The following is a 21329-nucleotide window of genomic DNA, read 5'->3' as shown; positions in this document are numbered from 1 at the left end:
CCGATGAGCCTGCCCGCCCCCATCGCCCCACCCCTGCCGCCGGCCGCCGGCACCGAGCCCCTCGCCCGGCCGCGCGTCGAGCGGGACGCCTTCTGCGCCGCCATGACCCATCTCCCCAGCGGCGTCAGCATCATCACGACGCAGAGTCCGGACGGGCCGCTGGGCTGCACGGTCAACTCCGTCATCTCGCTCTCCGCGGAGCCGCCCCTGCTGCTCGTGTCGCTCGCGAACACCAGCCGCACCCTGCTGCACGCCCTGCGCACCGGCGGCTTCGCCGTCAACGTCGTCTCCTGGGAGCAGCGCGACCTCTACCGGCGCTTCGCCCGGGGCGACGCCCTGCGGCGCTTCGACGGGGTCGCGCACTCCGTCCGGGACGGCCAGCCCGTGCTCGCCCACTCGGCCGCCGTGTTCACCTGCACCCTCGAACGGGCCGTCGAGGTGGGCGACCACACGCTGCTGGTGGGCAGCCCCGTCGAGGCGTCCCACGACACGGACGCCGGCCCCCTGGTGCTCCACCGCCACCGCGCCCATCCGCTCGTCCCGGACGCGTGACGCGCTGCGGGCGGGGCTGACCGGGTCAGGCCAGACCGGCGGCGATGGCGCGGCGGACGGCGTCGGCGCGGTCCCTGATGCCCGCCTTGGCGAAGAGGTTGTTGATGTGCGTCTTCACCGTGGCCTCGCTGATGAAGAGGTGCTCGGCGATGGCGCGGTTGGGCAGGCCCCGGCCGATGAGGGCGAGCACTTCGCGTTCGCGTGGGGTGATGTCCTCGGGCAGTGCCGAGGGGATCCCCGGCGCGGTGGTGCGCAGGGCCGCCAGCAGCCGGTCCTGGACCTCGCGGTCGAGGACGGACTGGCCGGCGCCGGCCGCGCGGATGGCGCGCACGATGTCCTCGCGGCCGGCGTTCTTGGTCAGGTAGCCGCGGGCGCCGGCGCCCAGGGCGGCCAGGACGGAGTCGTCGTCGGCGTAGGTGGTCAGCACGACCACCGCCACGCCGGGGTGCTCCGCCGCCAGCCGGCGGGTCGCCTCGATCCCGTCCGTCCGCGGCATGCGCAGGTCCATCAGGACCACGTCCACCGGTCCGGACGCCGCGGCGGCCAGTACCTGGTCGCCGTCGGCCGCGGCGGCGACCACGTCGATGCCGGGCGACAGCGCGAGGACCGCCGCGAGGGGCTCCCGCACGGCGGCCTGGTCGTCGGCGACGACGACCCTCAGCCGCTGGGTGGTCCCGTCCTGGTCACTCGTCGCGTCACTCATCGGGGATCTCCGCCTCCACGTGCCAGCCGCCGGTGTCCGGTCCTTCGGTGAGCGGGCCCACCGTGACGGTGCCGCCCAGCAGGGCGACCCGTTCGCGCATGCCGATCAGTCCCATCCCGCTGCCGGTCCCGGGAGCCGCTTCGCGGGTGCCGGGCCCGTTGCGGACGCTCAGGCGGGTCGTCGTCCCGGCGTGGGCCAGCTCCACCGTCACCTGGGCTCCGGGGGCGTGGCGGCCGACGTTGGTCACCGCCTCCTGCGCGATCCGCAGCAGGGCCTGCGTCGTGCGGGCCGGCAGCTCCCGCACGGCGCCGGAGACCGTGAGGGTGTTGCCGAGGCCGGACGACTCGAGCAGCGCGGCCAGGGTCTCGACCAGCGGCAGGGAGTCCTCCCGCAGGGCGTGCACGGTCCACTGCGCCTGCCGGAGGCTCTCCTTGACCAGGGCGTGCGCCGTGCGGTTCGCCTCGCGGATCCGGTCCAGGTCGCCGGTGTCCAGCAGGGCGTCGGCGAGTTCCAGCTGCATGTTGATCCCGGCGAGCGAGTGGGCCAGGACGTCGTGCACGTCCCGGGCGATCCGGCCGCGCTCGGTCAGTGCGGCGGCCTCCGCCTCGGCCCGTGCCGCGCGCTCGGAGGATTCCGCCGCCGCGATCACCGCGTCCACGGCGCGCTGCCTGCTGCGGCCGAGGATGCCCGCCACCACGGGCAGGCCCGAGGCGAGTCCCAGTCCCCAGGGCAGGAGGGTGTGCCCCGGGCCGAGGTGGAAGTGGAGCACCGCAGCGCACAGCAGACCGGTCGCGGCGGCCAGCGGGAGCGAGAGCCGGAGGGGGAAGCGGTAGCCGATGTGCCCGACGAGGAAGTACGCGAAGAGGTAGCTGGAGCCGGACCGGCCGGCTCCGATGAGCGCGACCGAGGCGACGAGGCCCGACGCCAGGACCAGGAGGGCCCGCCGGGGCGGCAGCCGGTCGTCGGACAGGTGCCGGGACAGCAGCGCCGCCGAGCACAGGACGAGCAGCACGGCGACGGCCAGACCCTGCCCGGTGACCCCCAGCGGCCGGACCGTCGCGAAGGAGCACGCGATCACGACCAGGGTCACGACCCAGTGCGTGCGGGGGTCCCGGCGGAGGGCCGCCGGGTGCCCGGCCCCCGGTGAGGGGGCGGGGTCCGGACGTCGTGCGGGCGCTGCCACGGCGTGACCATAGCCCACCGTCAGACGCCCCGCTCGACGCTCGGGACGAGGCCGGTGGCCGCGGGGTGCCGGCCGGCCGCCACCCGCCGGCCGCGGAGGAAGATGGTGGCCAGCCGGGTCACGACCTCCGTCAGCGCCATCAGGACGAACGCGGCCACCCAGGCCTGGCCGCCGGTGATGTGGTGGGTGAGGCTGAAGCGGGCGACGTCGTCGCCGCCTCCGTGCTCGGTCCACAGCTGGAACGCCATGCGGGCCCCCATGCCCGCCACCCAGAGCGCGGCGGAGACGGCGCCGGCCTTGATCAGGAGGTGTTCCCCGGACACCCGGATCCGGGTGAAGACCCCGCCGGCGATGCCGAGTGCGGCGCCGACGGCCATCAGCGTGCCGATCAGGACCAGGTCGTTGCCGCCGGTCGGCACCGAGTGCAGGTACTGGCGGGCCACGAAGGCCACGATGGCCAGCGGGACGACGAAGGTCTTCAGGTCCAGGCGACCTTCCCGCAGTTGCCGGAAGACGACGAGGACGAGGGCGATGTCGGTGATCCACTCGGTCGATGTCATGTCCCAAAGCCTGCTGCGGAAGGCGTTCTCGCACCTGGACCCAGGGGTGGACCGGTGGGTGGAGATCCGACGGACGCGCGCGGAGCGGGCCGCTCATGGTGTTCGCGCGCTCCCCGGCGGCCAGAACTATGGTGCCCCACCACATACGCCGCTCACCTGCCCGTTCCTACGGTATGGCGACACCCAAACGTCCCCGCCGAACGCCAGGAAGTGGTGCCGATGTCGTCGCCCGCAACCTCCCCGCCCGCCCCGTCGAACCTCAAGCGCATCGTCGCCGCCTCGCTCATCGGCACGACCATCGAGTGGTACGACTTCTTCCTCTACGGGTCGGCCGCCGCGCTCGTGTTCAACAAGCTGTTCTTCCCGGGCTCCGACCCGCTGGTCGGCACGCTGCTGTCCTTCCTGACCTACGCCGTCGGGTTCGCCGCGCGCCCGTTGGGGGCGCTGGTCTTCGGGCACTTCGGCGACCGGCTCGGGCGGAAGAGGCTGCTCGTGCTGAGCCTGCTGCTGATGGGCGGCGCGACCTTCGCGATCGGGCTGCTGCCGACGCACGCGACCGTCGGCACGGCCGCTCCCGTGCTGCTGACCGTGCTGCGGCTGGTGCAGGGCTTCGCGCTGGGCGGTGAGTGGGGCGGTGCGGTGCTGCTGGTGTCCGAGCACGGGGACGCGCGGCGGCGCGGGTTCTGGGCCTCCTGGCCGCAGACCGGGGCGCCGGCCGGGCAGTTGCTGGCGACCGGGGTGCTCTCCCTGCTGACGGCCGTGCTCTCGGACGCCGCCTTCGAGAGCTGGGGCTGGCGGATTCCGTTCCTGCTCTCCGGGGTGCTGGTGGTCGTCGGCCTGTGGATCCGGCTCTCCGTGGACGAGTCGCCCGTCTTCCGGCAGGCGCTGGCGCGGGCCGAGGCCCGGACGTCGGAGGAGGCCGAGCCGCTGCCGCTGGTCTCCGTGCTGCGGCACCACTGGCGCGACGTGCTGATCGCGATGGGCGCGCGGATGGCGGAGAACATCAGCTACTACGTCATCACCGCCTTCATCCTCGTCTACGCCACCACCTCGGCCGACGTCTCCAAGCAGACCGCGCTGAACGCGGTGCTGATCGGCTCGGCGGTGCACTTCGCCGTCATCCCCGCCTGGGGCGCGCTGTCGGACCGGGTCGGCCGCCGGCCCGTGTACCTGCTGGGCGCGGCCGGGGTGGCCCTGTGGATGTTCCCGTTCTTCCGGCTGACCGACACCGGCGGCTTCGGCCCGCTGATCCTGGCGGTGACGGTGGGCCTGGTGCTGCACGGCGCGATGTACGCGCCGCAGGCCGCCTTCTTCTCCGAGATGTTCGCGACCCGGATGCGCTACTCCGGTGCCTCCATCGGCGCCCAGTTCGCCTCGGTCGCGGCGGGCGCGCCGGCCCCGCTGATCGCCACCGCGCTGCTGTCCGAGTACGACAGCTCCACGCCGATCGCCCTGTACGTCATCGGCGCGGCCGTGCTGACCCTGGTCGCGGTGGGCGTGGCCCGGGAGACCCGGCACCGTGATCTCGACGCGGTCGCGGGCGGGGACGGGCCCCGGGACGCGTCGGCGGCCCCGGCGGCGAAGGACGCGCGGACCACCGTCTGAGCGGGCCGGGCCGGTGCCGGCCCCCGTGCGCCCCGGGGCGTGCGGGGGTCAGCGGGGTGCGGGGGCCGACAGGCGGTGCAGTCTCAGGGCCAGTTGTATCTCCAGGGCGCGGGCCGGGCTCTGCCAGTCCGCGCCGAGGAGGCGGCCGACGCGTTCGAGGCGCTGGGCGACGGTGTTCACGTGGACGTGCAGCGCGTCCTTGGTGCGCGCGGGGCTCATCCCGCAGGCGAAGTAGGCGTCCAGGGTGCGCAGCAGGTCCGTGCCGCGCCGCTCGTCGTAGGCGACCACCTCGCCGACCGTGCGCCGGACGAAGCCGGTCACGTCCCGCTCCCCGGCGAGCAGGAGGCCGAGGAACCCGAAGTCCTCGGCGGCGGCGCCGTCCCCGCGGCGGCCGAGCAGGCGCAGGGCGTCCAGGCAGCGCCCGGCCTCCGTGTAGGCGGCGGCGACCGCGTCGGGCCGGCCGGTGAGGTGGGTGAGCGGGGCGGAGGCGCCGACCGTGACCGCCTCGTGGACGGCGGTGCCCAGGTGCAGGGCGGTGCGGCGGGCCAGCTCGGTGGCCGCGTCGCCCTCGGCGAGGGGCAGCAGCAGGACGGTGCCGCCGTCCCGGGCGGCGGCCAGGCCCTGCCGGGTCGCCGCCAGGTGGGAGGCGGCGGACCACAGGCGGCGGCGCGCGTCCGCCTCCTGCCCGGCGTCGGGCGCGGGGGCGTCGATGCGGGCGGCGAGCACCACGTGGGTGGCGTCGAGGTCGGCGTCCAGCCGCCGGGCGCGGTCGCGCAGCAGGCGGGGGTCGCGGTCCCGGGCGTCCAGGAGGTCGTCGAGCAGTTCGCCGCGCACCCGCTGTTCGGCCTCGGCGGCGGAGCGCCGGGCGAGCAGCAGCAGGGAGGTGACCATCGCGGCGCGCTCCAGGACGAGCTGGTCGACGGGGTCGAGCCCGGGGTGGTCGCGCAGCACCAGGGCGCCGAGCTGTTCGCCGCCCGCGGCGACGGCCGCGATCCAGTCGTCCCCGTGCCGCACCGCGTGCCCCTCGGCGCGGGACTCCTCGAGGGCGGGTGCGGCGGCGGACTCGGTGAAGTCGACGGTGGCGGCCAGGACCTCGGAGACGGCCGCGGCCACGTCGTGCACGCCGCCGCCGCGCAGCACCAGTTCGGTGAGCCGGTCGTGGATGTCGGAGGCCCGCTCGATCACTCCGCTGCGGTCGCGGATGATCTCGTTGGCATGCTCAAGGCCGGCCAGCGCGGAGCGGGTCTCGGCGAGCAGGTTCGCGGCGTCCAGGGCGGCGGCGGCGAGGGCGGCGAAGGAGCCGAGCAGGGCGATCTGCTCGCGCTCGAAGACCCGGGCCCGCCGGTCGGCGGCGAAGAGCACGCCGATGACGTGGTGGCCGAGGGTGAGCGGGACGCCGAGGATGGCGACGAGCCCCTCGTCCCGCACGCCCGCGTCGATGGCGCGGGTGTGCTGGAAGCGGGCGTCCGCGAAGTAGTCGTCGGTGACATAGGGGCGGGCCGTCTGCGCGACGAGACCGCCGAGCCCCTCCCCCATGCCGAGTCGGAGCTGCTGGAAGCGGGCCGCGACCGAGCCCTCGGTGACGCGCATGTAGGTGTCGCCGCGGGCCGGGTCGTTGAGGCTGAGGTAGGCCACGTCGGTGCCGAGCAGCGAGCGGGCCCGCTGCACGATGGCGCGCAGCACGGCGTCCAGGTCGCGCAGCCCGGCGAGATCGTGCGCCGTCTCGAACAGCGCGGACAGCTCGGCCTCCCGGCGGCGCCGGTCCTCCAGATCGGAGCGGACGCGCAGCGCGAGTCCCTTGGCCCGCTCCAGCGTGGCGACCCGCCCGGCCGGTGCGCCCTCGGCGCGGGCCAGCAGCACCGGCTGCTCGTAGGCGTCGGCGGACGCGCCGCGGGCGAGCAGCTCCAGGAACGGCGTCTCGACGCCGGGCGGGGCCGGGGCGTCGGGGCCGCCGGGCTCGTCGGCGTGCGGGGCGGGGCGCGCGGCGGGCTGCGCGTGGTCGCGGGGCATGGTCACAGGATCGCTCATCCCGGTCCCGGCCCGGCAGCCCTGTGGACAACCGTCCCGCGACCGCCGGACCTGCGGACAACCGTCCCGCGGCCGCCGGACCAGCGGACAACCGGACGGCGACCGCCGAACCCCTGGACGCCCACCCCGCCCCTGGCGTTCAGTGCGCCGTCCAGCCGCCGTCGAGGACCAGTGAGGTGCCGGTGACGAAGGAGGCGTGCGGGCCGCAGAGGTAGGCCACGGCCTCGGCGACCTCCTCCGGCTCGATGAGCCGCCGCAGGGCGCTGTCCCCGAGCAGCACCTCGGAGAGCACCTGCTCCTCGGGGACGCCGTGCGCCCTGGCCTGGTCGGTGATCTGCCGCTCCACCAGCGGGGTGCGCACATACGCGGGGTTCACGCAGTTGGAGGTGACACCGTGGGCGGCGCCTTCGAGAGCGGCGGTCTTCGACAGCCCCTCCAGACCGTGCTTGGCGGCGACGTAGGCCGACTTGTAGGCGGAGGCACGCAGTCCGTGCACGGAGGAGATGTTGACGATCCGGCCCCAGCCCTGCCCGTACATGTGCGGCAGGGCGCCGCGGATGAGGCGGAAGGGCGCCTCCAGCATCACGGTGAGGACGGTGTGGAAGACGTCCGGCGGGAACTCCTCCAGCGGTCGCACCAGTTGGATCCCGGCGTTGTTCACCAGGACGTCCGTGCCCGCGGCGGCGCGTTCGGCGGCGTCCAGGTCGGTCAGGTCCAGGACCTGGAGGTCCACCGCGCCGGCCAGGCCCCGGGCCCCTTCGGCGAGGGCGTCGAGCCCCTCGGCGTCCCGGTCGACGGCCCGCACCTCGGCCCCGGCCGCGGCCAGCCGCAGCGCGCAGGCGCGGCCGATGCCGCCGGCGGCGCCGGTGACGAGGGCGGTGCGGCCGGCGAGGTCGAGGGGCGAGGCGTGGGGGGCCGGGAGGACGCTGGGGGAGGTCATGTCCCGACCCTAGGCAGTGCCCATCCCTCACCCCATGTGGGCACGCCCCATACTTCAGGGCGTTTTCGTGGGGTCGACTTCAGGGTGTTTCCTTGGGGTCGAACCACGTGGGGCCGTCGGCCATGGCCTGCTTGATCCGGAACACCGCGAAGTCCTGGAGGTCGGGCAGCGCGTCCACCGGGAACCAGCCGACCTCCAGCGACTCGTCGTCGTTGACCCGGGCCTCGCCCCCCACCGCCCGGCAGCGCACGGTGATGTCCATGAACTGGCAGATGTCACCGTTGGGGTAGGTGACCGGATCGAGCGCCTGGACGAGCACCACCCGCTCGGCCACGCACCGCACTGCGGTCTCCTCCTCCACCTCGCGCACCGCGCAGGCGGCGGGCTGCTCCCCCGGGTCCGGGATGCCGCCGATCACCGACCAGCGCCCGGTGTCGGACCGCCGGCCGAGGAGCACTCTGCCGTCGTCGTCGAAGACGATGGCGGTGACCCCGGGGAGCCACAGCAGCTGTCGGCCGGCGGACGCGCGTACCGCGTGGATGAAGTCGGGAGTAGCCATGCGCCCGACCCTAACGGGCTCGCCTCGCGCGTACTCCGGCACCGACGGCCCAGCCGAGCCCGCCGGCGGCGACCAGCACCAGGGCGATCTCGGGCGCGACGCCGAGGCGGGTGGCGGGGGTCTCGGAGGAGCGCAGCGGGACCTTCTGCACGAGGGAGTCCGCGACGAACATGCCGGTCTTCTGGGTGATCCGCCCGTCGGGCATGATCATCGCGCTGACGCCGCTGGTCACCGGCACGGTGACGGTCCGGCTGTGCTCGACGGCGCGGACGCGGGACATGGCGAGCTGCTGGTAGGTCATCTCGCTGCGGTCGAAGGTCGCGTTGTTGCTGGGCACCGAGATCAGCTGGGCGCCGTCGGTGACCTCCGAGCGCACCGCCCAGTCGAAGGCCGCCTCGTAGCAGGTGACCAGGCCGACGCGGGCGCCGGCCATGGTGAACACGCCCGGTTCGGTGCCGCGGCTGAAGTCCTGGCGGACCATGGAGGTCCACTCGTCGTTGATGGCGTGGATGAGCGGGCGCAGCGGGAGGTACTCGCCGAACGGCTGGATCTGCCGCTTGTCGTAGCTGTCCACGGGGCCCTTGGCCGGGTCCCAGAGGATCTGCTCGTTGAACATCTTGCCGTCGCGGTCCACCACGGCGCCGACCGAGACGGGCGCCCCGATCGCCTTGGCGGCGTGGTCGATGACGGCGTAGGCGTCGGGGTTGGCGAAGGGGTCGATGTCGGAGGAGTTCTCCGGCCACAGGACGAGGTCGGGTCGGGCCACTTTCCCGGCCCGCACCTCGGCGGCCAGCCGCTCCGTCTCGCGCGCGTGGTGGTCGAGCACGGCCCGGCGCTGGGCGTTGAAGTCCAAGCCGGCGCGCGGCACGTTGCCCTGGATCACGGCGACGGTGGCGGTGCCGTCCTCGGCCGCGTCGCTGACCAGCGGCCGGGCGGCCACGGCGGCCACCAGGGGGGCGGCCAGGGCGAGCAGGGCGGCCACCGCCGCGCCCCTGGTGACGGCGTGCCCGCGGCGGGCGCGTACGGCCAGGCGCACGGCCTCGTACAGGCCGAAGCCGCACAGGACGACCGCGAAGCCGAGCACCGGGGTGCCGCCGACGGCGGCGAGCGGCAGGAACACGCCGTCGGCCTGCCCGAAGGCGACCTTGCCCCAAGGGAAGCCGTCGAACGGCACCCGCGCGCGTGCCGCCTCGCCGGCGCTCCACAGCGCCGCCGCCCACACCGGCCAGGCCGGGAGCCGGGACACGGCCGCCGCGCCCGCGCCGACCAGCGCGACGAAGACCGCCTCGATCAGGGCGAGGGCCAGCCAGGGGCCCGGCCCGACCTCCACACCCGTCCACACCAGGAGCGGCAGCAGGAAGCCGGCGCCGAAGAGGTAGCCGAGGCCGAGGCCCGCCTTCCAGCTCCGGCCGCGCAGCAGGCCGCCGAAGCCGGCGAAGGCGGGCAGCGCCAGCCACCACAGGGGGCGCGGCGGGAAGCTGAGGTAGAGCAACACGCCGCAGAGCGCGGAGCAGAGGGCCGGCAGGAGGCGCTGGAGCCGGGCGGGGATCCGGGACGGGCGCGCAGTCCGCGGCTCCAGCCGGTCCGGCTCGTCCACGGTGGTGGCGGTGACGGTCACCCACGGAGTGTACGGCGGGTGTCTTCGCCGTTCACAGCGCGGGCGGCGGGGGCGCGGGCGATGGGGCGGGCCCGGCCGGGCGCGGCGGAACCGGTCCCTCCGCGGCTCCCGTCAGTGCGCGGGGCCGGGCGTCCTCGGGCGCAGGCGGTCCGTGATCACCCGGACCGCCGCCTCGGCGTCGTCCACGGTGATGGTGAAGGTGTGGCCGTCCCACAGCCGCAGCACCACGCCCTCCCCGCGCCGCACGACGACCGCGGTGCCCTTCTCGGGCCGCCAGCGGTACCCCCAGCCGCCCCAGTGCCGGGGCGTGACCAGCGGGGCGAACTCGGCGGCGACCACGTCGGTGAAGGGGATGCGGCGCCGCGGCAGTCCGATGTGGCCGCAGCGCACCTCCAGGCAGTCCTGGTCGACGCGCAGCGCGACGTGCACGAAGGCCAGGGTGCCGAAGAGGACGAGCAGCCCGGCCGCGATGCAGCCGACGACCGCCATGGCCAGCGGCGCGATACCGGACTCCCAGCCGGAGTCGACGGCCAGCGCGATGCCGAGCGCCAGGCAGGCGGCGCCGGCCAGCGCCAGCAGCCACTGGACCCGGTTGGTGGCGCGGCCGGTCCAGATGTACGGCAGGGGGGCGTTCTCGCCGGGGCGATGCCTCATGGCATTGAGGTTACTCAGATTCCGCAGCGCGGGTGCCTCGTCGCGCGGGGTGACTGGGCCGACCGGGCGCGGGGGTTCAGCGGGCGGGCGTGACCGCGCGCAGCAGCCGGCCCTCCGCGTAGGCCGGCGCGGTGGCGGGCAGCGGGCCCTCGCGACCGCTCAGCAGCACGGTGAGGGTGCCGGTGGCCGGGGCCGCCGGCTCGGGCGCGGAGCCGATCCGGCGCAGCGCCTGGGCGGCGACCGCGCCGGCGGAGCCGTGCAGGACGAGACGCGGGCGGCCGGGGCGCTGTACGGCGGCACGGATGCGCTCGGCGACCAGCTCGTAGTGGGTGCAGCCGAGGACGACGGTGGTCGTGTCGTCCGGGGTGAGCGCGGCGGCCGCGGCGACGGCGGCGTCGATCGCCGCGGCGTCGGCGTGCTCGACGGCCTCGGCGAGTCCCGGGCAGGGCACCTCGGTGATGGGCGCGCCGCCGCCGAACTCGGCGATGAGGTTGCGCTGGTAGAGGCTGCCGGTGGTGGCGGGCGTCGCCCAGATGGCCACCGGGCCGCCGCCGGCCGCGGCGGGCTTGATCGCCGGGACGGTGCCGATGACCGGCAGCTCCGGTTCGAACGCGGCGCGCAGCGCGGGCAGCGCGTGCACGGTGGCGGTGTTGCAGCCGACGATCAGGGCGTCGGGACGGAGCGCTGCCGCGGCCTCGGCGACGACCAGGGCGCGCCCGGTGAGGTCCTCGGGGGTGCGCGGGCCCCAGGGCATGCCGTCGGGGTCGAGGGAGAGCACGAGATCGGCGTCCGGTCGCAGCCGTCGCACCGCGGCGGTGGCCGCCAGGAGGCCGATTCCGGAGTCCATGAGCGCGATCTTCACCCGGCCACCATAGTCGATGGGCCCTGCCCGGCCCGGGCGGTGGGGCAGACTGCGCACGTGAGCGCCGATGTGTGGACCACCGCCGTATCCGCCGTGTCCCTCGCCGCCTGGCTGTGGCTGCTGCTGGCCCAGGGCTTCTTCTGGCGTACGGACGTCCGGCTGCCACCCGCGGCGGAGCCGGCTCAGTGGCCGTCCGTGTGCGTCGTCGTGCCGGCCCGCGACGAGGCTGCGGTGCTGCCGGCGAGCCTGCCGTCGCTGCTCGCGCAGGACTATCCGGGCCGGGCGGAGGTCTTCCTGATCGACGACGGCAGCACGGACGGCACCGGGGAACTGGCCCGCGAGCTGGCCCGGCGGGCGGCGGGCCTGCCGCTCACCGTGGCCTCGCCCGGGGAGCCGCCCGCCGGCTGGACCGGCAAGCTGTGGGCAGTGCGGCACGGCATGGCGCTGGCACGCGCGCGGGAGCCCGAGTTCCTGCTGCTGACGGACGCGGACATCGCACACGCCCCCGACAGCCTGCGCCGGCTGGTCGCGGCGGCCGGGCCCGGCGGCTTCGACGTCGTCTCGCAGATGGCCAGGCTGCGGGTGGAGAGCGGCTGGGAGCGGCTCGTGGTGCCCGCCTTCGTGTACTTCTTCGCGCAGCTCTACCCCTTCCGGTGGATCGCCCGCCGGGGCCGGACGGCTGCCGCGGCCGGCGGCTGCGTGCTGCTGCGGACGCGGGCCGCCGAGCGGGCCCGGATCCCGGACGCCATCCGGCACGCGGTGATCGACGACGTGGCGCTCGCCCGCGCGGTCAAGGGCGGCGGCGGGCGGGTCTGGCTGGGTCTCGCCGACCGGGTGGACAGCGTGCGCCCCTATCCCCGGCTCGGCGACCTGTGGCGGATGGTCTCGCGCAGCGCCTACGCGCAGCTGCGGCACCAGCCGCTGCTCCTCGCCGGGACCGTGGCGGGTCTTGTGCTGGTCTACCTGGTGCCGCCGCTCGCGGTGGCCGTGGGCGCGGTCACCGGAAACGCGGCGACGGCGCTTCTCGGGGGCGCCGCCTGGCTGGTGATGGCCGGGACGTACGCGCCGCTGCTGCGCTACTACCGGCAGCCGCTGTGGCTCGCCCCGCTGCTGCCGTTCACCGCGTCGCTGTACCTGGGGATGACGGTCGACTCGGCGGTGCAGCACTACCGGGGGCGCGGCGCGGCCTGGAAGGGCCGCACCTACGCCCGTCCGGACGCCCTCCCCGAGGCCGTGCCCGAGGAGGGCTGAGCGCCCGCCCGGGCGCCGGTCACTTGCGCCCCGGGGTCCAGTTCATGCCCCAGCCGTAGGCGTAGTCGACGGTGCGCTGCGGGCTGACGCCGCGCTCGGGCACCAGGTAGCGGGCCTCGCGCTGGACGACCAGGTCGTCGCCGGTGTTGGTGATCAGCGCGAGGGCGCACACCGTGGAGGGCACCGTGCACTCGTCCAGGGAGAAGTCGACGGCGGCGCCGTACTGGGGCTGGAGGGTGACCGTGGCGTGCAGGTCGGCGAAGGAGCGGGCGCCCTCGTAGATGGTGACGAAGACGAGAATGCGCCGGAAGTGGCGCTGCTGGTCGAGGTTGATGGTGAGGTTCTCGCCGCTCGACACGGCGCCGGTGCGGTCGTCGCCGTCGAGGTGGATGAAGGGCGGCTGGTGCAGCGCGCCGAAGGCGTTGCCGAGGGCCTGGACGACGCCCTTGCTGCCGTCGCTCAGCTCGTACAGGCAGCACAGGTCGAGGTCGAGGTCGTTGTGCATGGCGACCGAGCGGCCCAGCTTGCGGCCCCAGCCCGAGAACTGCTTGCGGACCTCCCAGTTGAGGTTCACGCGCATGGCGCCCGAGGTGCCGCCCTGCTTGGTCAGCGACACCGCCGGGGCCGCCTTGGTCAGCGTCACCTTGGTGAGGTTCACCGGCTGGGCGGGGGCGGGGGGCTGCTGCGGGGCGCCGTAGGGCTGCGCGGGGGCGGGGGCGCCGTAGGGCTGCTGGGGCGGGGCGCCATAGGTCGGTGCCGGGGCGCCGTACGTGGGCGCCGGGGCCGGGGGCGCCGCCGGCGGGGGCGGCGGGGCGAGCGGTGCGGGGGCCTGTGCCTGCTGCGGCTCGTCCACGGTGATGCCGTAGTCCGTGGCGAGGCCCTCCAGGCCGCTGCCGTAGCCCTGGCCGACGGCCCGGAACTTCCAGGCGCCCTGGCGGCGGTAGAACTCGCCGAGCACGAAGGCCGTCTCGACGCTCGCGCCGGGGTTGTCGAAGCGGGCCACGACGGTGTTCGAGGCCGCGTCCCGGACCTCGATGTACAACTCCGGTACCTGCCCGAAGGATCCGCCGTCGGAGGAGGCGGCCACGATCACCGTCTCGATCGCGGGCTCCACGCGCGCGAGGTCGACCAGGACGCTGTCGGTGACCCGGCCGCCGGCGTCCCGCTTGCCCTCGTGGCGGACGGCGCCGGAGGAGTGCGCGGGCTGGTTGTAGAAGACGAAGTCCGCGTCGGAGCGGACCTTCCCGCCGACCAGGAGCAGCGCGGAGGCGTCCGCGTCGGGCACGCCGGGGCCGGACCGCCAGCCCAGTTCGACCCGCAGTGCCGCCGTCGGCACCTGGGTGTTCGACCCCTTCGACATTGACATGTCCGCCCCCTCGGGTGTGCGCGCGCCGGGCCGGTCCCGGTCCTGCGTCGACTGTCCGCGCCCAACCTAGCCGCCGTGCTGGTGGACCGCCGGTAACGCGTCCTTTACCTCAAGATCGCGGCTTTTGGCGCCCCTTTTCACCGAGTTCGCTCGCATTGATGTATCGCCGGGCGCTACCGAGGCGTAAAACAACCCTCTTATCGGTCTCCCCAACCAGCACATCGTGGGCTTAACTTATGTGCCATGACCTCCCCCCGCTCCTCCTATGGCGGCGGCTACTACTCCGCCTCCTTCCCGGACACCCCGATCTACGACTCGCTCGTGGCCGAGCGAGGCACCCCGCAGATCGCCCCGATCCGGGTCCCCGCCGCGTACGACGCGCCGAGCAGCCACCTGCCCGCGCTGCCGTCGGCGCTGCCCGCCCTCCCGGCCGGTCCCGTCCAGCCGTCCTACGGGTACCCGCAGCAGATGCCGCAGCCCGCGCCGCTCCAGCACGCGCCCGCGGCGTACATCCCGCAGCAGGCGAGCGCGCCGCGCGGCTACCCGGGGCCGCAGCAGCCCCAGTACCAGCAGCAGTTCCCGCAGCAGCAGTACCAGCAGCCGCGTCCGGCGGCGCCGGTGCCGGCGGGCTACGAGGCGATGCGCCCCGCCGCCCCCCGGCCGGCCCCGGCCGCGCCGTACCAGGACCCGTACGGCAACCAGCAGTACCGCGGCTACTGAGCCGCCCCGCGGGCCCGTCGGCGCCGCCTGGCAGGATGGCGCCATGGGGAACACGCGACTGCTGTCGATCCACGTCCACCCGGTCAAGGCCCTCACCGGCCTGGCGCCCGGTGAGGCCGTGGTGGAGCCGTGGGGGCTGGTGGGGGACCGCCGCTGGATGCTGGTCGACGCCTGGGGGAAGGTCGTCACCCAGCGCCAGCAGCCCCGCCTGACCCTGGCCGCCGCCGAGCTCGTGCCCGGCGGCGGCGTCCGGCTGTCCGCGCCCGGTCTCGAGCCGCTGACGGTGGCGCCGCCGCGCCCCGCGGGCAGCGGCCCGGGCGCGACCGTGCCGGTGCAGATCTTCCGCGACAAGCTGGAGGCCGTCCCGGCCGAGGACCCGGCCGCGCACGCCTGGTGCAGCGCCCATGTCGGGGCGGACGTGCGGCTGGTGTACCTGGACGAACCCGCCACGCGCCGGGCCGTCGACCCGGAGTTCGCGCTGCCCGGCGAGACCGTCACCTTCGCCGACGGCTACCCGCTGCTGCTCACCTCGACGGCCTCCCTGGAGGCCCTCAACTCGCTGATCGCGCACGGCCCGCACGCCGCCGAGGGCCCGCTGCCCATGGACCGCTTCCGGCCCAACCTGGTGGTCACCGGCTCCGAGGCGTGGGCGGAGGACGGCTGGACGCGGTTGGCCGTCGGGGAGGCGGTGTTCCGGGTGGCCAAGCCGTGCGGGCGGTGCGTGGTGACCACCACCGACCAGGTGACCGCGGCGCGGGGCAAGGAACCCCTGTACAGCCTCGGCCGGCACCGGCTGATCGAGGGGCGGCTGGTCTTCGGGCAGAATCTGGTGCCGGTCGCCGCCGGCACCGTCCGCGTCGGCGATCCGGTGCGCGTCCTCGAGTGACGCGCTCCGCCCGCGGATCGCGGGAACCGTCCCCGCGGCCCGCGCGTTGATCCGGTGAGCCGTGCGCGGGCTCCGCGTCCCGGGCGGGACCGGCGGCCACGGGTCGCGGTGCGGGTCGGCACGGAGCGAGGGGGTGCGGGCGGTGCGGACGATCAGTGGGCTGTGGCGGTGGCGGCACAATCCGCTGCGCCGCGCCACCGACCTGGCCGAGGCGTGGCTGGCGCTGGCGGGCCTGGTGCTGATCCTCGTGCTCGCGCCGCTGGCCGGCGTCCTGGTGGGCGGCGTGACCGAGGAGGCGCTCCAGCGGTCGGCCCGCGAACAGCAGGCGGCCCGGCACCGGGTGACGGCCACCGTGGTCCGCGAGGTGAAACACTCCCCGCTCGACGTCGATCCGGAAAGCGCCTCGGGCGGCGCCGTGCGCAGCCGCGTCATAGCCGCCTGGAGAGGGCCGGACGGCTCGCGGCACGAGGGGCCGGTCGTCGCGGGCGGCGCCCGCCCGCACCGCGGCGGGCACTTCCCGATGTGGACGGACGCGCACGGCGGGCCGGTGGCCCGCCCCCTGGACCCGGCCGCCGCCACGGTCCACGCCGTGCTCGCCGCGGCCGGCACCGCCCTGGCGGCGGCGGCCCTGGTGGAGACCGCCCGGCGCGTCACCCTGTGGCGCATGGTCCGCCGCCGCCACGCCCGCCTGGACCGCGAGTGGGAGCGCGCGGGACCGGACTGGGGCAGAACCGGCGCGGGCAGCTAGGGCCCGGCAGGTCCCGGCCGGGGTTCCGCCTCCGGTCAACCCGCCCTCCGCGCGCACGCTACGGTGGACCGGCCGAACCGATCGGGGACGACCCGCGTACGACGAGGTGGGGGCACAGCAACGCCATGGCACAGGGCACGGTCCAGGTGACGCACACCGGCACCTCGCGGTGGCGGCGCCGCACGGGGGAGTACGCATCGCTGGCCGCCGCCCTGGAGGCCGCGGCCGACGGCGACGTCCTCACCGTCGCCCCCGGCACCTACCGGGAGAACCTCGTCGTGCAGCGGTCCATCACGCTGCGCGGCCCCGAGGGCGCCCAGGGCTCGGTGCGCATCGCCCCCGCCGACGGCGTTCCGCTGACCGTGCGGGCCTCCGCCGTCGTGCAGGACCTGCACGTGGAGGGCCAGGACGCGGCGGCGCCCGCGGTGCTGGTCGAGGACGGCACCCCGGAGCTGCTCGACCTGCGCGTGGTCACCCGCTCCGCGTCCGGCATCGAGGTGCGCGGCAGCGCCCGGCCGACGGTGCGGCGCTGCACGGTCGACAATCCGGCCGGCCTCGGCATCGCCGTGGTCGACGGCGGCGGGGGCGTGTTCGAGGAGTGCGAGGTCGTCTCGGCCGGCCAGGCGGGCGTCGCGGTGCGCTCCGGCGCGCACCCCCGCCTGGAGCGGTGCAGTATCCACCAGGCGGCGGGCTCGGGTATCACGGTGACCGGTGAGCACGCGGCCCTGGAGGCGGTGGGCTGCGAGATCTACGAGGTGCGCGGCAGCGGCGTCCAGGTCACCGGCCGGGCCACCGCCCACCTCACCGACTGCGACGTGCACCGCACCACCGCCGACGGCGTCACCCTCGACACCGACGCGGTGCTCACCCTCGCCGACTGCCGCATCCACGACATTCCGGAGAACGCGGTGGACCTGCGTTCCCGCTCGGTCCTCACCCTGACCCGCACCACCGTGCGGCAGTTCGGGCGCAACGGCCTGTCGGTGTGGGACCCGGGCACCCGCGTGGACGCCAACCAGTGCGAGATCTTCGACTCCACCGGCGACTATCCGGCGGTGTGGGTCAGCGACGGCGCCACCGCGGTCCTGGACTCCTGCCGGGTGCACGACGTGCCGGACGCGCTGTTCGTCCTGGACCGCGGCTCCCGCGCGGACGTCGTGGACAGCGACCTCTCCCAGGTGCGCAACACCGCGGTGTCCGTGAGCGACGGCGCCACCGCCCAGTTGGACGACTGCCGCATCCGGGACGCCGCGACCGGCGCCTGGTTCCGCGACCACGGCAGCGGCGGCACGCTCAACAACTGCACCCTGGACGGCAACCGCACCGGGGTGATCGTCACCAAGGGCGCCGACCCGGTCATCGAGCGCTGCACGGTCGAGGGCCCCTCGGAGGCCGGGGTGTACGTCTCGGCCGGCGGCCGGGGCAGCTTCGTGGACTGCCGGGTCACCGGCAGCGCGGGCTACGGCTTCCACGTGATAGACGGCTGCCGCACCAGCCTGCGCAAGTGCCGCACGGAGCGGTGCGCGCGCGGCGGCTACGAGTTCGCCGACTCCGGTCCGGACGCCGGCCCGGAGTCCGGCCCGCAGGTCGAGGACTGCTCCAGCGACGAGAGCGGCGGCAACGGCAGCCGCACCGCGCCCCCCGTGCGGGAGACGGCCGTGCAGAGCGCGCCCCACTCCCCCGGGCTGCTCGGCTCGATCCCCGGGCAGCGCACCGCCGAACCGGGGCCGCCGGCCGCGAGCCCCGCGCCCGCGGAGCCCGCCCGCACCTCGCAGGCCGTGCTCGGCGAACTGGACGCGCTGGTCGGCCTGGACAGCGTCAAGCGCGAGGTCCGGGCGCTCACCGACATGATCGAGGTGGGCCGGCGCCGGCAGAAGGCGGGCCTGAAGGCGGCCTCGGTCAAGCGGCACCTGGTCTTCACCGGCTCCCCCGGCACCGGCAAGACCACCGTCGCCCGGCTCTACGGGGAGATCCTCGCCGCCCTCGGCGTACTGGAGAAGGGCCACCTGGTGGAGGTGTCCCGGGTCGACCTGGTCGGCGAGCACATCGGCTCCACGGCGATCCGCACCCAGGAGGCCTTCCAGCGGGCGCGCGGCGGGGTGCTGTTCATCGACGAGGCGTACGCGCTCTCGCCCGAGGACGCGGGCCGGGACTTCGGCAAGGAGGCCATCGACACACTGGTGAAGCTGATGGAGGACCAGCGGGACGCGGTGGTGGTGATCGTCGCGGGCTACACGGCGGAGATGGAGCGCTTCCTGTCCGCCAACCCGGGCGTGGCCTCCCGCTTCTCCCGGACCATCACCTTCGGCGACTACGGCCCCGGCGAGCTGCTGCGGATCGTGGAGCAGCAGGCGGAGGAGCACGAGTACCGGCTGGCGCCGGGCGCCGCCGAGGCGCTGGCGGAGTACTTCACCAAGCTTCCCAAGGGCCCGGCCTTCGGCAACGGCCGCACCGCCCGGCAGACCTTCGAGGCCATGGTCGAACGCCACGCGAGCCGCGTCGCCCAGCTCCCCGACCCCACGACCGACGACCTGACCCTGCTCTTTGCCGAGGACCTGCCCCAGGTCTCCTAGGGGGCGGTCTCGCGCGGTGCCGGTAGGTCCGCCGGCGGGCGCAGGCGGGCCAGGAGGCGGTGCCGTTCCTCGGCGAAGGCCGGGTCGGCCTGGTAGTCGGAGTGGCCGAGGATCGGCGCGGGCAGCGGGTGCCGGGCCGTGCGGCCGTAGGCCACCGGGTCGGCGAGCGGTGCCCGGTCCACGGCGGGGCCGGCCTCACCGGGCAGCCGGACGGGGCCGCCGATGGGGTCGGTGAGCCGGTACAGGTTGCGCCAGCAGTCGACCTCGCGGTGCAGGGCGGCCAGCGCGGCCGGCCCCCAATGGGCCGGGAACCAGCGGCCGTAGAGGCGCTCCAGGGGTGAGCCGTAGGTGAGCAGTGCGACCCGGCGGCGGGCGGCGGGGGACAGCTGCCAGGCCGCGGCGGCGGCGAGGACGCTGCCCTGGGAGTGTCCGGAGACGACCAGCCGGCCGCCGGTGGCGCGGGTCCAGGTCGCCATCCGCCAGGTCAGGTCGGGCACCGCGCGCTCGGCGTAGCAGGGCGGCGCGAAGGGGTGGGCGGCACGCGGCCAGAAGGTGCCGACGTCCCAGAGGATGCCGACGGTGCGCCGCGCGGCGGCGTCCTTGTAGGCGCGCCGGCCCCAGGTGACGAACAGTATGAAGCCGGCGCCGATCAGCCAGGAGCCGAGGGCCTGCGCGGTCTCGGCGGCGCCGTGCACGAAGGCGGGCGCCTCGCGGGCGGCGTCGGCCGGTGCCCGGCCGGTGGCGAGGGCCCCGGCCAGCGCGCCGGCGCCGAGCAGCAGCGTCGCGACCGAGGTGACGGCGAGGACCGGCGGCCCCTGGTCGGTGAGGGCGGCCAGGGCGCGGGCGGTGGCGATGCGGCGGGTACGGGCGGGGTCGTCGGCCGCCGCGGGGTGCCCGGCGGCCACCGCCCGGCGTTCGGCGCGAGCCAGCCGCCAGGTCCGCCGGGCGAGTACGGCGGCGAGCAGCAGCACGACGACGAGCAGCGGCGGGATGACCGACGCCTGCCAGGTCAGTACGACGGGCGGCCCGTCGAGCGAGCTGCCGGTACCGTCCAGCCAGTCGGACACGCGCCCGGCGACGCCGCCCGACATCACCCCGCCGAGCGCGCAGGCCAGCAGGGCGACGGCGGGGCCGCCGAGGCCGCGCAGGGCGGCCCGGGGGTCGGGCAGCCGGCGGTGCAGCAGGTGGGCCACGACGGCGAGGGCGATCACCAGCACGCCCTGCACCAGGGCGATGCCGCCGAAGCCGGGACCGCCGCCGGTCAGCCGTCCCGACGAGGCCCAGCCCGGGCGCTCCCAGCCGGCGTAGGGCAGGGCGAGGACGAACAGGACCAGGGCGGCGAGCGGCAGCCGGCGCACCAGGCGGGTCTCCGGTTCCCGGTCGGGGCGCGCCTCGCTGCGCCCCCGGCGGCAGACCACCGCCACCACGGCGACCGCCCCGGCGGCCAGCGCCCCCTCCAGGACCCGGCCCGACACATCGAGGACCACGGTCCCGCGCGGCCCGCGGTCGAAGCGGGCGGCCGGCAGGACGAGCGCGGCGGTGACGGTCAGCAGGGACGCCGCGGTGTGCGCGGCCCGCAACCGGGCCACCAGGCGGCGGCCGTACCAGAAGCCGGGCCGGCCCAGCGCGGTGGCGCCGGCCTCCTCCCCGGCACCGCCCGCGGCGGCGGACTCACCCGAGTCGCCCTCCCCCACCGGCGGCTGCGACTCGTACGCCCGCCAGGTGCGCAGCGACAGGTACCACAGCAGCGCGGTGAGCGCGGCCGGCGCCGTCGCGGCGAGGGCGAGCCGGCGGCCGGGCAGGCTCCACCAGCCGGCCGAGGAGCCCGCCGGGGAGAGGAAGCCCAGCCAGGAGTGGCGTTCGGCGCACGCCCGGGTGCCCGCGCACTGCCAGGCCACCAGGTCGAGCGCCACCTCGCAGGCGGCGGCGACCAGCAGCACCGTCAGGGTCAGTCCGGCCAGCCGCACCAGGAGCCCGTACAGCCGGACCGTCCGCACCCGGCCGTGCGCGGTGGGCCGCATCCAGTGGGCGAGGTTGACCACCATGAACGGCAGGAGCAGCAGCCACAGGGCGCGGGTGCCGTCGCCGGAGGTGAGGTTGCACCAGACGTACGCCTCGGGCACCGGGCGGTCCCGGTAGTCCTCGGGGCGCCGCTCGGCGTCGGCGTCCTCGGCACGGCGGAAGAGGGCCGCCGTGTCGTCGCCGGTGATCCGGACGGTCCGCGGGTCGTCCAGCATCGCCGCCGGGCTGGTGCCGCCCACGCCGTGCACCAGCAGTTCCAGGGCGGTGCCGGGCGCGCCGGCCCCGCGCCGGGCCTGCTCCATGGTCCGCACCCCCTGACCCGCTGTCGGCTGTGGTCGTGCGGTCCCCAGGATCCAGGCCCGGCGGCCGGGAAGCGCCCGCCGCGCGCCGAATCTCCCCGAACGTGGGACGGGCGGTGCCGCCGCGACGGAGGTGGCATGCTCGCGCCGTACGGCCGGTGGGGCGGCGCCCCCTGCGGCGTGCGAGGATGGGCGTCCGC

The 21329-nt window shown here is 75.7% G+C and carries 18 protein-coding genes; 7 read left to right on the top strand and 11 right to left on the bottom strand.

The window, feature by feature from the left end:
• The first annotated feature begins 3 nt into the window (after window positions 1-3).
• On the top strand, window positions 4-552 hold the full coding sequence (locus ACGFZL_RS10500; RefSeq protein ID WP_355168996.1) for a flavin reductase family protein: 549 nt from the start codon (window positions 4-6) through the stop codon (window positions 550-552).
• Window positions 553-577: 25 nt separating this feature from the next.
• Here the strand turns inward: ACGFZL_RS10500 and ACGFZL_RS10495 are convergent, their stop codons facing one another.
• The 3 genes from ACGFZL_RS10495 to ACGFZL_RS10485 are packed head-to-tail and all read right to left on the bottom strand — an operon-like array spanning window position 578 to window position 2998.
• A complete protein-coding gene (locus tag ACGFZL_RS10495) occupies window positions 578-1255 on the bottom strand; it encodes a response regulator (RefSeq protein ID WP_393690460.1) in 678 nt (225 codons plus the stop codon).
• Window positions 1248-2438, bottom strand: a complete 1191-nt coding sequence (locus ACGFZL_RS10490; protein ID WP_393690459.1) for a sensor histidine kinase — start codon at window positions 2436-2438, stop codon at window positions 1248-1250. Before ACGFZL_RS10490 ends, ACGFZL_RS10495 begins: the two co-directional genes overlap by 8 nt.
• 20 nt (window positions 2439-2458) lie before the next feature.
• Window positions 2459-2998, bottom strand: a complete 540-nt coding sequence (locus tag ACGFZL_RS10485; protein ID WP_393690458.1) for a hypothetical protein — start codon at window positions 2996-2998, stop codon at window positions 2459-2461.
• Window positions 2999-3217: 219 nt separating this feature from the next.
• Between ACGFZL_RS10485 and ACGFZL_RS10480 the strand changes: the two genes are divergently transcribed.
• The gene (locus tag ACGFZL_RS10480) at window positions 3218-4603 is read left to right on the top strand and encodes an MFS transporter (protein ID WP_393690457.1); all 1386 of its coding nucleotides are present in this window, start codon (window positions 3218-3220) and stop codon (window positions 4601-4603) included.
• Window positions 4604-4651: 48 nt separating this feature from the next.
• Here the strand turns inward: ACGFZL_RS10480 and ACGFZL_RS10475 are convergent, their stop codons facing one another.
• From ACGFZL_RS10475 to ACGFZL_RS10450, 6 genes are all read right to left on the bottom strand, one after another.
• Window positions 4652-6613 (bottom strand): helix-turn-helix domain-containing protein, encoded by a 1962-nt coding sequence (locus ACGFZL_RS10475; RefSeq protein ID WP_393690456.1) that lies wholly within the window; start codon window positions 6611-6613, stop codon window positions 4652-4654.
• A gap of 157 nt (window positions 6614-6770) precedes the next feature.
• A complete protein-coding gene (locus ACGFZL_RS10470) occupies window positions 6771-7571 on the bottom strand; it encodes a 3-hydroxybutyrate dehydrogenase (protein ID WP_355169008.1) in 801 nt (266 codons plus the stop codon).
• 79 nt (window positions 7572-7650) lie between these two features.
• The gene (locus tag ACGFZL_RS10465) at window positions 7651-8130 is read right to left on the bottom strand and encodes an NUDIX domain-containing protein (RefSeq protein WP_355169010.1); all 480 of its coding nucleotides are present in this window, start codon (window positions 8128-8130) and stop codon (window positions 7651-7653) included.
• A 10-nt stretch (window positions 8131-8140) separates the two neighbouring features.
• The gene (gene lnt / locus ACGFZL_RS10460; protein ID WP_393690455.1) at window positions 8141-9748 is read right to left on the bottom strand and encodes an apolipoprotein N-acyltransferase; all 1608 of its coding nucleotides are present in this window, start codon (window positions 9746-9748) and stop codon (window positions 8141-8143) included.
• Window positions 9749-9859: 111 nt separating this feature from the next.
• Window positions 9860-10402 carry a hypothetical protein gene (locus tag ACGFZL_RS10455; protein ID WP_355169014.1) on the bottom strand — a complete coding sequence of 181 codons (543 nt, stop codon included), beginning with the start codon at window positions 10400-10402 and terminating at the stop codon, window positions 9860-9862.
• A gap of 76 nt (window positions 10403-10478) precedes the next feature.
• On the bottom strand, window positions 10479-11264 hold the full coding sequence (locus ACGFZL_RS10450; RefSeq protein WP_355169016.1) for an aspartate/glutamate racemase family protein: 786 nt from the start codon (window positions 11262-11264) through the stop codon (window positions 10479-10481).
• A gap of 39 nt (window positions 11265-11303) precedes the next feature.
• Between ACGFZL_RS10450 and ACGFZL_RS10445 the strand changes: the two genes are divergently transcribed.
• Window positions 11304-12515, top strand: coding sequence for a glycosyltransferase (locus tag ACGFZL_RS10445; protein ID WP_393690454.1), 1212 nt, complete (start codon window positions 11304-11306; stop codon window positions 12513-12515).
• Window positions 12516-12534: 19 nt separating this feature from the next.
• Here ACGFZL_RS10445 and ACGFZL_RS10440 read toward each other — a convergent pair whose 3' ends face one another.
• Window positions 12535-13875 (bottom strand): TerD family protein, encoded by a 1341-nt coding sequence (locus ACGFZL_RS10440; RefSeq protein ID WP_393690611.1) that lies wholly within the window; start codon window positions 13873-13875, stop codon window positions 12535-12537.
• A gap of 249 nt (window positions 13876-14124) precedes the next feature.
• Here ACGFZL_RS10440 and ACGFZL_RS10435 point away from each other — a divergent pair, with 249 nt between their 5' ends.
• The 4 genes from ACGFZL_RS10435 (at window position 14125) to ACGFZL_RS10420 (ending at window position 18808) form a co-directional block, all read left to right on the top strand.
• Entirely contained in the window at window positions 14125-14601 is a 477-nt protein-coding gene (locus ACGFZL_RS10435) for a DUF6643 family protein (protein WP_393690453.1), read from the top strand.
• A gap of 43 nt (window positions 14602-14644) precedes the next feature.
• The gene (locus tag ACGFZL_RS10430; RefSeq protein ID WP_393690452.1) at window positions 14645-15487 is read left to right on the top strand and encodes an MOSC domain-containing protein; all 843 of its coding nucleotides are present in this window, start codon (window positions 14645-14647) and stop codon (window positions 15485-15487) included.
• Window positions 15488-15629: 142 nt separating this feature from the next.
• A complete protein-coding gene (locus tag ACGFZL_RS10425) occupies window positions 15630-16235 on the top strand; it encodes a hypothetical protein (protein ID WP_393690451.1) in 606 nt (201 codons plus the stop codon).
• Between the two features lie 125 nt (window positions 16236-16360).
• Window positions 16361-18808: a right-handed parallel beta-helix repeat-containing protein gene (locus tag ACGFZL_RS10420; protein WP_393690450.1), complete on the top strand. Its 2448-nt coding sequence runs from the start codon at window positions 16361-16363 to the stop codon at window positions 18806-18808.
• On the opposite strand, the gene ACGFZL_RS10415 is transcribed toward ACGFZL_RS10420, so the two are convergent.
• Window positions 18805-21132: a hypothetical protein gene (locus ACGFZL_RS10415; RefSeq protein WP_393690449.1), complete on the bottom strand. Its 2328-nt coding sequence runs from the start codon at window positions 21130-21132 to the stop codon at window positions 18805-18807. The genes ACGFZL_RS10420 and ACGFZL_RS10415 overlap by 4 nt on opposite strands.
• Window positions 21133-21329: the final 197 nt, after the last annotated feature.

The organism is Streptomyces sp. NPDC048182, assembly GCF_043202555.1.
GTDB lineage: Bacteria > Actinomycetota > Actinomycetes > Streptomycetales > Streptomycetaceae > Streptomyces.
Note: the sequence above shows the minus strand (reverse complement) of the source record. Positions and strands in the feature narration are given on the sequence as shown.

Bases quoted from the DNA above. Each gene is read 5' to 3' on its own strand.
- ACGFZL_RS10430 (WP_393690452.1), top strand. From the start codon at position 14,645: ATGGGGAACACGCGACTGCTGTCGATCCACGTCCACCCGGTCAAGGCC.
- ACGFZL_RS10470 (WP_355169008.1), bottom strand. From the start codon at position 7,571: ATGACCTCCCCCAGCGTCCTCCCGGCCCCCCACGCCTCGCCCCTCGAC.
- ACGFZL_RS10440 (WP_393690611.1), bottom strand. From the start codon at position 13,875: ATGTCGAAGGGGTCGAACACCCAGGTGCCGACGGCGGCACTGCGGGTC.
- ACGFZL_RS10475 (WP_393690456.1), bottom strand. From the start codon at position 6,613: ATGCCCCGCGACCACGCGCAGCCCGCCGCGCGCCCCGCCCCGCACGCC.
- ACGFZL_RS10500 (WP_355168996.1), top strand. From the start codon at position 4: ATGAGCCTGCCCGCCCCCATCGCCCCACCCCTGCCGCCGGCCGCCGGC.
- ACGFZL_RS10420 (WP_393690450.1), top strand. From the start codon at position 16,361: ATGGCACAGGGCACGGTCCAGGTGACGCACACCGGCACCTCGCGGTGG.
- ACGFZL_RS10465 (WP_355169010.1), bottom strand. From the start codon at position 8,130: ATGGCTACTCCCGACTTCATCCACGCGGTACGCGCGTCCGCCGGCCGA.
- ACGFZL_RS10485 (WP_393690458.1), bottom strand. From the start codon at position 2,998: ATGACATCGACCGAGTGGATCACCGACATCGCCCTCGTCCTCGTCGTC.
- ACGFZL_RS10495 (WP_393690460.1), bottom strand. From the start codon at position 1,255: ATGAGTGACGCGACGAGTGACCAGGACGGGACCACCCAGCGGCTGAGG.
- ACGFZL_RS10480 (WP_393690457.1), top strand. From the start codon at position 3,218: ATGTCGTCGCCCGCAACCTCCCCGCCCGCCCCGTCGAACCTCAAGCGC.
- ACGFZL_RS10415 (WP_393690449.1), bottom strand. From the start codon at position 21,132: ATGGAGCAGGCCCGGCGCGGGGCCGGCGCGCCCGGCACCGCCCTGGAA.
- ACGFZL_RS10455 (WP_355169014.1), bottom strand. From the start codon at position 10,402: ATGAGGCATCGCCCCGGCGAGAACGCCCCCCTGCCGTACATCTGGACC.
- ACGFZL_RS10435 (WP_393690453.1), top strand. From the start codon at position 14,125: ATGACCTCCCCCCGCTCCTCCTATGGCGGCGGCTACTACTCCGCCTCC.